General features: G+C 44.9%; 14 protein-coding genes and 1 rRNA gene. 14 read left to right on the forward strand and 1 reads right to left on the reverse strand.

Annotated features, from left to right (window positions below):
* The first annotated feature begins 137 nt into the window (after window positions 1-137).
* The 12 genes from BM049_RS11035 to BM049_RS11090 all read left to right on the forward strand — a co-directional run bounded on the left by BM049_RS11035 (window position 138) and on the right by BM049_RS11090 (window position 11,970).
* Window positions 138-701 carry a biotin transporter BioY gene (locus BM049_RS11035; protein WP_177188705.1) on the forward strand — a complete coding sequence of 188 codons (564 nt, stop codon included), beginning with the start codon at window positions 138-140 and terminating at the stop codon, window positions 699-701.
* 31 nt (window positions 702-732) lie between these two features.
* Window positions 733-2,004, forward strand: a complete 1,272-nt coding sequence (locus BM049_RS11040) for a UDP-N-acetylglucosamine 1-carboxyvinyltransferase (RefSeq protein ID WP_091531702.1) — start codon at window positions 733-735, stop codon at window positions 2,002-2,004.
* Window positions 2,005-2,022: 18 nt separating this feature from the next.
* Window positions 2,023-3,279: a transcription termination factor Rho gene (rho, locus tag BM049_RS11045; RefSeq protein ID WP_091531704.1), complete on the forward strand. Its 1,257-nt coding sequence runs from the start codon at window positions 2,023-2,025 to the stop codon at window positions 3,277-3,279.
* 202 nt (window positions 3,280-3,481) lie between these two features.
* On the forward strand, window positions 3,482-3,733 hold the full coding sequence (locus BM049_RS11050; protein WP_091489526.1) for a type B 50S ribosomal protein L31: 252 nt from the start codon (window positions 3,482-3,484) through the stop codon (window positions 3,731-3,733).
* Window positions 3,734-3,990: 257 nt separating this feature from the next.
* Window positions 3,991-5,097 (forward strand): D-alanine--D-alanine ligase family protein, encoded by a 1,107-nt coding sequence (locus BM049_RS11055; protein WP_091531707.1) that lies wholly within the window; start codon window positions 3,991-3,993, stop codon window positions 5,095-5,097.
* Window positions 5,075-6,469 (forward strand): UDP-N-acetylmuramoyl-tripeptide--D-alanyl-D-alanine ligase, encoded by a 1,395-nt coding sequence (locus tag BM049_RS11060; RefSeq protein WP_091531710.1) that lies wholly within the window; start codon window positions 5,075-5,077, stop codon window positions 6,467-6,469. Before BM049_RS11055 ends, BM049_RS11060 begins: the two co-directional genes overlap by 23 nt.
* Before the next feature lie 330 nt (window positions 6,470-6,799).
* Complete coding sequence (cshA, locus tag BM049_RS11065; protein WP_091531712.1) at window positions 6,800-8,260, forward strand: degradosome RNA helicase CshA; 1,461 nt, start codon at window positions 6,800-6,802, stop codon at window positions 8,258-8,260.
* 154 nt (window positions 8,261-8,414) lie between these two features.
* Window positions 8,415-8,768 (forward strand): holo-ACP synthase, encoded by a 354-nt coding sequence (gene acpS / locus BM049_RS11070; RefSeq protein ID WP_091531714.1) that lies wholly within the window; start codon window positions 8,415-8,417, stop codon window positions 8,766-8,768.
* A gap of 179 nt (window positions 8,769-8,947) precedes the next feature.
* On the forward strand, window positions 8,948-9,196 hold the full coding sequence (locus BM049_RS11075) for a hypothetical protein (protein WP_091531717.1): 249 nt from the start codon (window positions 8,948-8,950) through the stop codon (window positions 9,194-9,196).
* A 20-nt stretch (window positions 9,197-9,216) separates the two neighbouring features.
* Window positions 9,217-9,624, forward strand: a complete 408-nt coding sequence (locus BM049_RS11080; RefSeq protein WP_091531719.1) for a type II toxin-antitoxin system PemK/MazF family toxin — start codon at window positions 9,217-9,219, stop codon at window positions 9,622-9,624.
* Between the two features lie 203 nt (window positions 9,625-9,827).
* Window positions 9,828-11,231: an aldehyde dehydrogenase family protein gene (locus BM049_RS11085; protein WP_177188706.1), complete on the forward strand. Its 1,404-nt coding sequence runs from the start codon at window positions 9,828-9,830 to the stop codon at window positions 11,229-11,231.
* 244 nt (window positions 11,232-11,475) lie between these two features.
* A complete protein-coding gene (locus BM049_RS11090; RefSeq protein WP_091531724.1) occupies window positions 11,476-11,970 on the forward strand; it encodes a QueT transporter family protein in 495 nt (164 codons plus the stop codon).
* Between the two features lie 97 nt (window positions 11,971-12,067).
* Here BM049_RS11090 and cbpA read toward each other — a convergent pair whose 3' ends face one another.
* Window positions 12,068-12,706 (reverse strand): cyclic di-AMP binding protein CbpA, encoded by a 639-nt coding sequence (gene cbpA, locus BM049_RS11095; protein WP_091531727.1) that lies wholly within the window; start codon window positions 12,704-12,706, stop codon window positions 12,068-12,070.
* 125 nt (window positions 12,707-12,831) lie between these two features.
* Here cbpA and BM049_RS11100 point away from each other — a divergent pair, with 125 nt between their 5' ends.
* Together BM049_RS11100 and BM049_RS11105 are read left to right on the forward strand one after the other, a co-directional pair.
* Window positions 12,832-13,548 carry an O-methyltransferase gene (locus BM049_RS11100; RefSeq protein WP_091531728.1) on the forward strand — a complete coding sequence of 239 codons (717 nt, stop codon included), beginning with the start codon at window positions 12,832-12,834 and terminating at the stop codon, window positions 13,546-13,548.
* A gap of 387 nt (window positions 13,549-13,935) precedes the next feature.
* Window positions 13,936-14,032: ribosomal RNA gene (locus tag BM049_RS11105) — 16S ribosomal RNA — on the forward strand; the annotation flags it as partial.

Here is a 14,032-nt window from a genome sequence, read left to right on the forward strand (position 1 = left end):
AAAGTGACCCAAAAATGAAAAGTAAATAACAACTGTCTTTCAATTCACCCAACGCATTGTATTTAATGAATGAATTGTTTATACTGTTGATAGATTGTGCTAAATAGAAAATAGAAAAAAGAAATAGAGGTTTCCCTTTGTTTAAAAAATTAACCACGAAAGACTTAACTCAAATTGCCTTATCAACCACACTCCTCGCTGTCGCATCATTAGTTATCATACCCATCGGATTGGTTCCTATTACCCTGCAGGTCGTCTTCTTTCTTTTGATCCCTGCTATTCTTGGACCGGCAAAGAGCATGATGGCCATTGGTCTCTATATGCTGGCCGGGCTGATCGGACTGCCAGTCTTTGCAGGCGGCGCCGGCGGGATCGGCCAGTTATTATCTCCCTCGTTTGGATATATTCTAGGAGCGATACCCGTAGGCTGGTTTGTTGGGAAAGGCATAAACCGCACGACAACAAAGATGCATAATGGACTTGTCATGATGGCTGGGGTGCTGATCCTTTACACGATAGGTATTGCCTATCAGTATACCTTGTTGAACGGGGTCCTTGATACACCTGTTCAACTGTCTGCCATACTGACGACTAACTTGACTGTCTTTTTACCTATCGATATTCTAAAGGTGGTTGCGGCAGCAGTTGTTTATGAAAGACTGAAGAAACTATCATTCTATAAGCGAATCGATCGCTACTAAACTAAGGATTTTCAAAAAGAGAGGATTAAACATGACTCAGAAGTTAATTGTTAACGGAGGAAAAGAACTAGCCGGAGAAGTAACGATTTCCGGTGCGAAGAACAGTACGGTGGCACTTATCCCGGCAGCGGTTTTGGCTGATTCACCCGTTACGTTAGAAGGTGTACCGAATATTTCAGACGTCTATTCACTTATTTCGATTCTAAATGAAATGAACGTAAAAACGTCATTTGAAGGAACGACATTGACCATTGATCCGACTGATATGGTTTCCGTTCCAATGCCGACAGGTAAAATCAAAAGCCTGCGGGCATCCTATTACTTTATGGGTGCGCTGCTGACGAAATTCGGTCAAGGCGTCGTCGGACTTCCAGGTGGCTGTTTCTTAGGCCCGCGTCCGATCGACCAGCATTTGAAAGGGTTCCGTGCACTTGGCGCGACAGTTGAAAACGAGCGGGGCGCGATGTATCTCAAGACAGATGAAGATGGACTGCAGGCTGCACGAATTTACTTTGATGTGGTCTCCATCGGGGCAACAATCAATGTGATGCTGGCGGCTGTGAAAGCCAAGGGCCGTACGATCATCGAGAATGCTGCCCGTGAACCGGAAATCATCGACGTAGCGACTTTGCTGAATAATATGGGCGCTAAAGTGCGCGGAGCCGGAACAGACGTTATCCGAATCGACGGGGTCGAGGAAATGCATGGCTGTCGTCACACGGTCATTCCTGACCGTATAGAAGCGGGGACCTATCTGATCATGGCTGCTGCTAAAGGTAAAGACGTAAAAATCAATAACATCATTGTCGAACACTTGGAAGGACTTATTGCGAAAATGGAAGAGATGGGTGTGCCGCTCGAAATCGGAGAAGATTACGTCCGCGTGACGGCTCCGGACGGTCCGCTGAAAGGCATATCGATCAAGACACTGCCGTACCCTGGCTTTGCTACAGATCTGCAGCAGCCATTTACGCCGCTGTTAATGACGGCCAAAGGCGAATCGATGATCGTGGATACCATTTATCCTAAACGAATCAAACACATTCCGGAACTCAACAGAATGGGTGCCAATGCACGAGTGGAAAGCGATGTGATCCTTATCGAAGGAGGACATCAGCTGGAAGGGGCCGAAGTCATGGCTACGGACCTGCGTGCCGGCGCCTGTCTGGTCGTCGCTGGATTGCTTGCCGATGGAGAAACGGTGATCGGAGGGGTAGAGCATATCCTTCGAGGCTATGACAATATTGTTGAGAAACTGACTGCACTCGGCGCAGATCTGCATATGGAAGACCGGGAAGACTAACGAATAGGGGACTTGAGAGTGGCAAAGTTTATAACATACAGTGAATTACAGGAAAAAACATTAAAAGAAATTTATGAACTGGCAAAAGAGCTGAAAGTTCCTTCATATAGTCAGATGAATAAAAAGGAACTGTCGATGGCTGTCATCCGTGCTGAAGAAGAAAAACAGGGCTTTTTCCGTGTCAGTGGGGTACTGGATAAAATCAGCCATCAGGATTTCGGCTTTCTGCGCCCAATCAATTATTCGCACAGCAATGAGGATGTCTACATTTCCGCTTCTCAAATGACCCGGTTCGGTCTGCGTAATGGCGACAAAATCACAGGGACAGCTCGTCCACCGAAAGCCGGCGAACGTTATTATGGACTCATGAATGTTCAGCTCGTCAATGGAAAAGATCCGGAAGAAGCGAGAGAACGACCGCATTTTCCGGCACTGACGCCTTTGTATCCGGATAGACGCATCAATCTGGAATCATCTTCCAATGAAATGTCGGCCCGCATGATCGATCTGATCGCACCGATCGGCTTCGGACAGCGTGGACTGATCGTATCGCCACCTAAAGTGGGGAAAACAACTTTACTTAAAGAAATTGCCAACGGGATCAAAGCCAATCATCCCGAAGTAGAACTCATCGTGCTGCTGATAGACGAACGTCCTGAGGAAGTAACGGATCTGGAACGCAGTATTGACGGGGAAGTGGTGCATTCGACCTTTGACCAGCAGCCGCAGAATCATGTGAAAGTCAGCGAGCTGGTGCTTGAACGTGCCCGACGTTTAGTGGAAGACAAGCAGGATGTCGTCATTCTCATGGACAGCATCACCCGTCTCGCGCGTGCCTATAACCTGGTCGAACAGCCAAGCGGACGTACATTGAGCGGAGGGATCGACCCGGCTGCTTTATACCGTCCGAAACGTTTCTTCGGTTCTGCACGTAATGTGGAAGAAGGCGGCAGCATGACGATCGTTGCCACAGCCTTAGTCGATACCGGCAGCCGCATGGATGATGTGATCTATGAAGAGTTCAAAGGAACAGGTAACATGGAAGTCCATCTGTCCCGCGAACTGGCAGAACGTCGCATTTATCCGGCGATCGATATCAGAAAATCCAGCACGCGAAAAGAAGAAATGCTGCTATCGAAAGAAGAATATGAAGCGGTGTATAAACTGCGTCGGGGCATGGGGAACAATTCGCTTGAGTATACGGATCAGTTCATCAAAAACCTGAAGCGCTACAAAAAGAATGACGGCTTTGTGAAAAAAGTGCTGAAACAGTAAATAATAGGATTTCAGAGATTTTTTTCAAGTAAAAGATTGCATGGGCAAGGAAAACATGCTAAGATATGTAGTGTTGCATACAAAAGAAATAAGATGAAACGTCTAGCGCGCGTAATGCCGCCTGCTGGCTGTTTGTCTTGACTATTGAATGAAGATAACTATGGATTCGCAAAGAGTTCATGGCAGTTAAGGAGTGAAAAAAATGAAACAAGGAATTCATCCAGAATATCGTGATGTAGTGTTTATGGACACAACGACAGGATTCAAATTCATGTCAGGTTCTACAAAAACATCAAGCGAAACAGTAGAATGGGAAGATGGAAACAGCTACCCGTTGATCCGTGTTGAGATTTCTTCAGATTCTCATCCGTTCTACACAGGACGTCAGAAATTTGCTCAGGCAGATGGACGTATCGACCGTTTCAACAAAAAATACGGTTTGGAAGAAGCGTAATAAGACGAAAAAGTTCTGGATATCCAGAACTTTTTTTTTACCCTGATTTATGCCACGTCCCGGCGATCCTTTACGCGGTCCTTTAAAAGAAGATGAAGGCTGTGCCGCCCTTTGCGGAAGACCTGATCCGTGTCTTTACTCTCTTAAAAATGTTATAATTATTTTGCTTGTTGCACCCAGTAAGTATGCTAAAATATAGATACAAATCCGCAAACGCTGAGCCGACCGGTGCGTCAGCGAGGAACAGGAGGAAACTTATGAAGCTTTATGTGATATATGGCGGTAAGAATGCAGAACACGAAGTCTCTGTTAAATCCGCTTTTTCGATCCTGCAGCACATTTATTACGACTATTATACTGTTATCCCTGTTTATATAACACGCGAGGGGAACTGGTTTAGAGGGTCTGAGGTAAAAGGCAGAGACAGCATCCAGTCGAAGGCTGAACTCGTCGATCTGAAACAGAAAACACCTTTCTCTTTTAATGAATTGATCGAGGAAGAATCAGTGGCATTCCCGGTTCTTCACGGCCCAAATGGAGAAGACGGCACGATCCAAGGCTTGTTTGAAACGCTGGATATCCCTTACGTCGGTTCCGGCGTACTGGCAAGTGCCATCGGGATGGACAAGCTGATAAGCAAAAGCGTGTTTAAAGAAGCCGGACTGTCCGTACTGCCCTACAAGGAAGTCAAATTGAGAGACTGGAAAGTCAGTCGGCAGGATGTCTGCGACGCACTTGAAACCTATCTGGACTATCCCATGTATGTCAAACCTGTCAATCAGGGATCCAGTGTCGGCATCACACGGGTGTTGAACACGCAGGAGCTGATCGAAGCAATCGAACTGGCATTTAACTATGACTACCGGATCGTTGTGGAAAAAGGGGTGCCTGTACGCGAAATCGAAGTGGCAATCCTTGGAAACGAAGACGTCCATACGTCTGTACCAGGGGAGCTGGTCAAGCCAAAACCTTTTTACGCTTACGAAGATAAGTACTTGAATCAGAAAGTGGTCCGGGAGATCCCGGCCAAGATATCCGGTGAACTGACGAAGAAAATGCGAAAAATGGCAGCAGATGCGTTTGAAGCGATCAATGGGTCAGGCATTTCCCGTGCCGATTTCTTTTTGACTGAAGAGGGAGAGGTCTACATCAATGAGGTCAACACTTTTCCGGGCTTTACTTCAAACAGCATGTATCCTAAAGTGTGGGCAAAGACGGGTATCCCTTATGCTGACCTGATCGAAGAAGTCATTCAGCTGGGCCTGCGCAGACACAAAGATAAATATAAATTAAGTACAGAAGTGACGACAGAAGATGACAGTATAGAAATGGAGAGTATCAATGCCGAATTGGACGCTAAATGAAATCGCCCAGGCAGTAGGTGGGAAAGTATTCAACAGTGAAAAGACAGATCAGGTGACAGGGGTATCCTTTGATACCCGGACATTAACGGAAGGCGACCTGTTTATTCCATTAACAGCCGACCGGAACGGTCATGACTTTATTCAGTCTGCCATGGATAAGGGAGCATCAGCTACGTTATGGAGCGATCCGATCGAGCATGCCCCGAAAGAGATCGCGGTCATTCAAGTGGAAGATACACTGAAAGCCTTCCAGTCTTTTGCAAAAGACTATTTAAATGAAGTGTCGCCCAAAGTTGTCGGGATCACCGGCAGCAATGGCAAAACGACGACAAAAGACATGGTGGCGGCAGTGGCTTCCGCTAAATACAAGACCCATAAAACCAGCGGGAATTTCAATAACCATTTGGGTCTGCCTCTGACTATTTTAGATATGGACAGAGACACGGAAGTCATTGTCCTTGAAATGGGTATGAGTGAAAAAGGTGAGATCCACGTCTTATCTGAAATCGCTGAACCGGACATCGCCGTCATCACCATGATCGGCGAATCCCATATCGAATTTCTGGGGTCAAGAGAAGCCATTTCGGAAGCGAAACTGGAAATCGTCGAAGGGATGAAACAGGGGACCCTCATTTACCCTGGGGAAGAACCGCTTTTAGAAACCCGGATCGCAGACGGCTGGGTCGACGAAAAAGTGAAAACAGTTAAAACATTCGGAAAGCAAACCGGCGTCGATCTCTATTCAACGGAAATCGAAACGGAAATGAAGCAGACCCGCTTCAAGACGAATCAGGAACCGGATGTGGCATGCACCCTGCCTATCCCGGGCGAATATAACGTGCAGAATGCCTTAGCCGCTATATTAGTGGGAGAAACACTGGGTATTGAACGTGAAGCGATTTATGAACAGTTATCCAATTTCCAGCTGACCAAGAACCGTCTGGAATGGCAGGATGGAGTGAACGGATCGGTCCTTTTGAATGACGCATACAATGCAAGTCCGTCCTCGGTCAGAGCTGTACTCCGTTACTTTAAAGGGATCGATGTGCCCGGGCGCAAAATCGTAGTGCTGGGTGATATCCTCGAACTCGGCGATCAGGCAGATACCATGCACCGTGAGCTTCACGAGGCGATCGATCCAGACAGCATCGATGAACTGGTGCTGTACGGTGAATTCATGAAAGCCTTATATGAAAAAATGAGCGGAAAAATGGAAAAATCAAAGTTGCATCATTTTGCCGGTGATAAAGATAAAGTCGTCGCTTATTTAAAAGACACATTGCAGCCTGAAGACACAGTCTTATTCAAATCCAGCTTCAGTACAGGTATGCTTGAAGTTGTGTCCAAGTTAAGTCAGGATGAAAAACAGTAAAACGTATTCATTTTTAAGCCTTATGAAAATAAGTTGAAAACGTACGGGTCACATGATAAGATAACATCTGTAAGACAGACAGCTATTCGTTTAGTAGATAGAAATGTCTATCGTATAAAATTAAAATTAAATAATAAATACTGAGTCAAGTTAAATGTCATACCCTGGTGTACCGCATCGAACGATGAGATACGTACACTAGGGTCTTTATTTGAACAGAATCACGGAACGTTCTGTTTTCAAGAAATGATCTTTCTCTATTTATGGGTGAAACCATCCTTGGCTCTTAAACGAATGCCTGCTAAGGAAAATAATAGGAGGAAACATTTTTTGAAATTTAATGAACTAGATTTACTGCCAGAACTACTGAAGTCCGTGAAGAATATGGGCTTTGAAGAAACAACGCCCATTCAGGAACAGACGATTCCGCTTGCTTTAGAAGGCAAAGACGTTATCGGCCAGGCTCAAACGGGTACAGGCAAAACGGCTGCATTCGGTCTTCCGATGCTGCAGAAAATCGATACGTCAAAACATGTCGTGCAGGGCTTAGTCATTGCACCGACACGTGAACTGGCTATCCAGACACAGGAAGAACTTTTCCGCCTGAGCAAAGATAAGCGCGTTAAAGTAACGTGTGTTTATGGTGGCGCAGATATCAGACGTCAAATCAAGCAGATCAAAGGCGGGGCACAGATCGTTGTCGGTACGCCAGGACGTATGCTTGACCACATCCGTCGTAAGACTCTGCGTTTGGATCAAGTGGAAACACTTGTTTTAGACGAAGCAGACGAAATGCTCAATATGGGCTTCATCGATGATATCGAAGCCATCATCAAAGAAACACCGAAAGAGCGTCAGACTTTACTGTTCTCTGCAACGATGCCTGATGCCATCAAACGTATCGGTGTCCGTTTCATGCAGGATCCTGAAACTGTCCGCATCAAAACGAAAACATTATCCGCTGCAACGATCGATCAGTTTTATACTAAAGCAAGAGACAATGAGAAATTCGATATTCTTACTCGTTTGATCGACGTACAGAATCCAAAATCTGCAATCATCTTCGGACGCACGAAAAAGCGTGTGGATGAACTGTCTAAAGGTCTGGAGATGCGTGGCTATACGGCCGAAGGCATCCACGGCGACCTGTCTCAAAGCAAACGTATGAGTGTCTTGAAAGACTTTAAAAAAGGAAACATCGATATTTTAGTAGCGACCGACGTGGCTGCTCGTGGTTTGGATGTTACCGGCCTCACGCACGTCTATAACTATGATATCCCACAAGATCCTGAGAGTTATGTCCACCGCATCGGCCGTACGGGTCGTGCCGGCGAAGAAGGCGTAGCTGTCACGTTCGTAACACCGCATGAAATGAGCTATCTGCATACCATAGAAAAACTGACGAAACAGAAAATGACTGCTCTTCGTCCGCCTACCAGCGACGAGGCTTTAGAGAGTCAGCTGCAGACGGCTATGGAAGATATCCAAAAAACCATCGATGAAAATGGACTGGAGAAATATGAGAATGCTGCTGAGAAGCTGTTGTCTTCATATTCTGCAGAAGATCTGGCTGCGGCTTTAGTTAAAGCCATGGTGAAAGATCCAACAGATGTACCGGTCAAAATCACTCCACAGCGCCCACTGCCTAACAAAGGCAAGAACCGCAGACGAGGTAAAGGTAAAGGCGGCGGTGGAAACCGCGGCGGTAACCGTAATTATAAAGGGAAACGTCGGTCAGGTGGCGACAACAAAGGCAAGAGAAGCAGTAATAACCGTCCGAAAAGAAAATAACAGGACACTATAACTGATCACGAAGCCGGTAAGGGGAAACCACTTGCCGGCTTCTATTCTGTTAAAAATCGTTTATATATGACATTTTGATGTGAATCTGTTAACATAATAGAAGTAAGAACAGCACGAACGGTTTGAGGAATAGAGGAAAAAGATGATTGTTGGTATTGGTTTAGACGTTGTGGAGATAGACAGAATCAGAAAAGCGTACATAAAACGGGAAACCTTTGCGCAGAGAGTGCTGACGAGCAAAGAACTCGATATTTTTAATGGTCTTCAGGGTAAGCGAAAAGTCGAATTTCTAGCCGGACGTTTTTCTGTAAAAGAAGCATTCTCAAAAGCACTCGGAACGGGAATAGGCAAGGTCGGCTTTTTAGATGTTGAAATATTACCCGACCGTTCTGGAAAACCAATGGTCACTCAGAGCCCGTTTTCAGGCAATGTCTGGGTTTCCATTACCCACACAGATGCTATTGCAGCGGCACAAGTCATTTTAGAAAAAAATTAAAATCTCTTCCTTCATAGAATTGTCACAAAGAAGGATTCAAAAGCTCGCCCTTTCATGATAAACTTACAGTTAAGGAATAAGGATAGATTAAATCTGTGGGAGCTATTTATTCTTCCGCCTCTTTTGGTATACTAAGGGGCAAGGGTATCGAGCAATAATCTTTTTGGAGGGCATTATTCATGGAAGAGTATAATAAAAAAATGACGATTGAACTGGAACAGTCTGTGTATGAAGAAATAGAAGAATATTGTCAGGATGCAAATATTGAAGAATCTGAATTAATGAACACGATGCTTCAATGTTTTATCAAAGATACCATGAATAAAATGGATGCCATGAGGAAAGGATATGCGGAGATGGGTAAAATCAATTTAGAGATTTGCTCAGAATTCGATGGTTGTGAAAATGAAAGTCACGCCCATATCTGAAGGGAAAGATGTCTTGTTGAATGAACGAGGGAATCCCTTTATCCAAAAGGCGCCTTCGAGGAGGAAAGCCTGTGGTTAAACGCGGAGATATTTATTATGCGGATTTATCACCAGTAATCGGATCTGAGCAGGGTGGCATGCGACCGGTCTTGATTATTCAGAATAATGTTGGTAACAAATATAGTCCGACAGTCATTGTTGCTGCTATAACAACGAAAATCGAAAAAGGTAAAATGCCGACGCATGTTGAAGTTGGAGCCGATAAGGGACTGGAAAAGAATTCAGTCGTTTTACTTGAACAGATAAGAACGATCGACAAACAACGTTTAAAAGACCAAGTGACGCATTTAGATAATAAAACGATGAGTATGGTCGATGATGCTCTAGCAATCAGTATTGGTCTGTCTAATCAGTACAAACATATTTAATACCATCTTTAATACTTAGAAAAGACAGCCTGGCATACATGTCAGGCTGTCTTTTGTATATCAGAGTAGAGGTATGTCCCAATAGGTAAGTATCCGTGTCGTATGCTATAGTAAGACTGAAGACTACGTTAACTGCTGAAGTAGCAGCTGATTTGAACGGGAACAGGTGATGCGTGATGGATCTGGGAAGGGTGGTATCTGAAATGACTGATTTGAAAGCAGAAAAAGAACATTGGCTGACTCTGCAGCGTGCACAGAAGGAACAAGTTGAAGCGGACGTGAAGACGGCTTACCGGAAACGGATAGACAGGCTGAATCGTTTGGAAAGGCTGATCGAAAACCATGAATCTGAATGGTTTGATGCTCTGCATGCAGACTTGGGCAAACCTGAAATGGAGAGTTACACTTCTGAAATAGTGACGGTGTTGAATGAAATCGATCATATGAAACGTCACTTAAAAAGATGGATGAAAGATGAGCCTCGGCTCAGCCGAACCGCTATAGGAAAAACCGAGTATACAGTAACACGAAAGCCGTACGGCTCTGTGCTGCTCTTAAGCCCGTGGAATTACCCGGTTCAGTTGACTCTGGTCCCGCTGGTCGGTGCGGTCGCGGCGGGGAATCGCATCTTTGTTAAACCTTCCGAAAAATCACGAACCGTCAGTCACTTGCTCAAAAACACGCTGTCGCAATATTTTGATCCCGAAGAGATTGTTGTGGTGGAAGGCGAGGCGGACACGGCTCAAGCTTTGCTGGAGATGAACTGGGATCACATCTTCTTTACCGGAAGCTCTGAGGTGGGCAGGAAAGTTTATGAAGCTGCGTCCAGAACACTGACGCCTGTCACGCTTGAACTGGGCGGAAAAAATCCTTGTATCGTAGATGAGTCGCTCTGTACAAGAGAAACGGTAAAGAAAATCATCTGGGGTAAGTTTCTGAATGCGGGGCAGACCTGTATCGCTCCGGACACTGTTTATATCCAGGCATCCGTTCAGGAGAAATTCACCAAGCTCGCCATAGAAACGATTCGGGAATTTTACGGCCGTGAACCTGAGAAGAGCAAGGATCTGGGCCGGCTGATCGATGCGGAACATTTTGATAAACTCAAAGGTTACTTGACTCAAGGTGATATCGTTTATGGCGGAAGCGGCAGGAGAGAAGCGCTATTCATGGAACCCACAGTGATGATTAATATAGCAAGTGATTCGCCGCTGGCAACGGAGGAAATATTCGGTCCCATTCTGCCGATAGTGAGTTATGAGTCTCTCGCTGATCTGCTGGAGGTGCTGAAACAGCGGGAAGCGCCTCTGGTCACTTACTTGTTTACAGAAAAGTCGTCCCGCATTGAAGAAGTGGAGCAGTCACTAAAAACGGGGGCGCTCATGGTCGGTCAGGTCATCTTTCATGGTTCAGATCCCAAAATACCCTTTGGTGGTGTAGGAAACAGCGGGATGGGCAGGTATCATGGGCATTCCAGCTACGAATGTTTTACGTATGAACACGTGCTGTATCACCAGAAGAAAGACTACGCCAATAAAATGATCTTCCCGCCGTATCAGTACGGGGCGTTAAAAACCTTGAAAAACATCCGGAAGTGGTTCGGCTGACTGCAATTAACTGGCAGCTTTCGATGGAAGAAAAAAGCAATGTCTGGCTGTGCATCTGCAGTCTGGCGTTGTTTTTTTCGGTCGTGTCTTGGTCCGATATCACCAAGTCAGACCTTGCCCGCGCGGGTCAGTATAAACCGTAATTGAAAACTTCCGGGATACATGGTACACTACTCTCGTTGTCTTTTTTGACGACCGTGGTTCGAAAGCGCCAACCCACGAGATAAAAACTAGGAGGAAAAATATGAAATTAAAACAATGGATGATCAATGCGATCATCGGAGCCTTATATACAGGCATCACTATACTTATCGCACCTTTTGCGTTCGGGGCCATTCAGTTCAGATTGTCTGAAATGTTGAATCATCTGGTCGTATTTGACAAGCGATACGCATATGGTGTGACCGCAGGTGTTGTTTTGACCAACCTTATCATCTCGCCTTTTGGGGTATATGACTGGGTACTGGGTGTGGGACACACAGTGGTCTCGTTTATTGTTTACTTTATTTTAAGTAAAAAAGTTCAGTCCCCCGTGAAAAAAATGGTCATAAATACCGTCGTATTCTCTGTGTTGAGTTTCATGATCGCCCTGCTGCTGCTGCTGGTCGGTGCTGCAGAAGTGTTCTGGTTCGCATACCTTACCGTCTTTCTGGGGCAAATGGTGACGATGGGAGTCGGTATCCCCATCATGCTGACGCTTGATAATAAACTGGATTTCAAAAAAAGAATGCAGGCATAAACATTTAAAAAATATGGCGCAGTAAAAAAGACGCTCGATTAAATCCCGCAGGAATGGGGAATGATCGAGCGTCTTTTTGTATAGAGTTAATCGTTGTTTAATCGTTATGCAGATCTTCGGCTTGAACGACCTTGAATCCTTTGCGGTCCAGCTGTTTTTTGATTTCGTCCAGCGTTTTTTTCGAAACGTCAGGTTCCAGAGTCATGATCGTACGTCTCACCATATTCTCACGCTGAACATCAAGTGTGATACAGCTCATGATAGAGCAATGACGGTTGATGATCTTGGCGATGTTGGCCAGGTCACCTTTCTGTCCCGGAGAGGCAATGGTCAATACATAGCTGCCCGAATCGATACTCCATGACTGCTGCAGCAGATCGATCAGGGTGCTGTGCGTCAGGATACCGAAGAAATGATTGTTCTCATCGAGGACAGTAATGTAAGGCAGATCTTTTATCATGAAAAAGATTTTGAAAAATGACGAATTGATATGCACATACTTCGTTGCGTTTTTCAGGAGATGTGTAACAGGCAGGGACATGTCTCCGCCGTTAGCTTTATGTCTGTAGATGTGCATTTTGTAGATGTTGCCTCTGAATATTTTACCGCTTTGATCCAAAACAGGTACACATCGGTACCCGGTATCTTCAAGCAGTGTAATGGCTTCTTCAAGCGTTGCATCCTCTGAAATTGTTGATACGATATTTTTAGGTACGGTCAATTGTTTGATCAGCATATAAGAATCTGCTCCTTCTCATCTGTTTTTTTCTGTTTTCACATTTTCATTATAACAGATTGGCCCTTGGTTACCTAGGTAAATCAGTGTAAAATAAAGAAAATAAAGTGTTAGAGGGAGCCGGTATGACAAAACGAAATGAAATGATGGACAGACCTGTTATCGACAATGATGTCAGAGAATATTTAAGAACAGCGCAGAAGCAGTTGAGCGGAGAATTGGGTAATATCGAAAAATGGGCGAACGAAAGACGGGTGCCGGTCATTCCACACGAAACCGTTACCTTCTTCAACTGGCTCTTGCCTCTCCTGCAACCGAAAGAAATACTGGAAATCGGAACAGCCATCGGTTTTTCTGCAGGACTCATGGTAAAGGCCTCGTCTCCGGCATGTCATGTAACGACCATTGAACGTAATCCGGATATGATCGAAAAGGCCAGAATCAATTTCAAAAAAATGAACATTGAAAATAATGTCACGCTGCTGGAAGGTCAGGCAAGTGACTGGCTGGAGAAACTGGAAGAAGAGTCTGTCGACTTTATATTTATGGACAGTGCCAAGGCAAAGTACTATGATTTCTTTCCGCATTGTTATCGTCTGTTAAAACAAGGTGGCGTATTAGCCATCGATGATGTACTCCAGGGAGGGACGATCCTGGATGAGGACGAAGATGTGCCAAGAAGAAGACGGAAAATCCACAAAAAACTGAATGCTTTTTTGGATATCGTTATGGACCATCCGGCGTTTGAATCTTCAGTTGTTCCCCTTGGTGATGGTCTGCTGCTCATTACAAAAAGAGAGTCCTTCGATTTCAGTTTTATGCTGCCGGAAAAATCCGGATAGTAGTGAAAAGCTTGATCTTAAAGGTATCTGAAAAAAAGATCGAATAAATTGTTGAAAAGAGGTTGACGAAAAAGAGAAAGACTGGTAAAGTAATATACGTTGCTGATTTACGGCAGCTCAGTGCTTTTCTTTTTTTTGTCAGACGCTCTGAAAAACGAGCGGAAAAAATAATTTCAAAAAGTTCTTGACAATGAAAACGAAAGCCTGTAATATTGTATGAGTTGACACGAGATAATGTCAACGTCTGAACGAAAGAGATCTTTGAAAACTGAACAAAGTAAAACAACCAAATGTGCAGGGGTCTTCGGTCCGATTTATCGGATCAGGACAACACAAACGAGTTAACATGTTTAACTCACAATTTTAAATTGAGCTATATCAAACAACCAAAATGAGAGTTTGATCCTGGCTCAGGACGAACGCTGGCGGCATGCCTAATACATGCAAGTCGAACGATGAAGCACTCTGCTTGCAGAGTGCGGAA

Origin of the sequence: Alkalibacterium subtropicum (assembly GCF_900112455.1) — a bacterium.
GTDB lineage: Bacteria > Bacillota > Bacilli > Lactobacillales > Carnobacteriaceae_A > Alkalibacterium > Alkalibacterium subtropicum.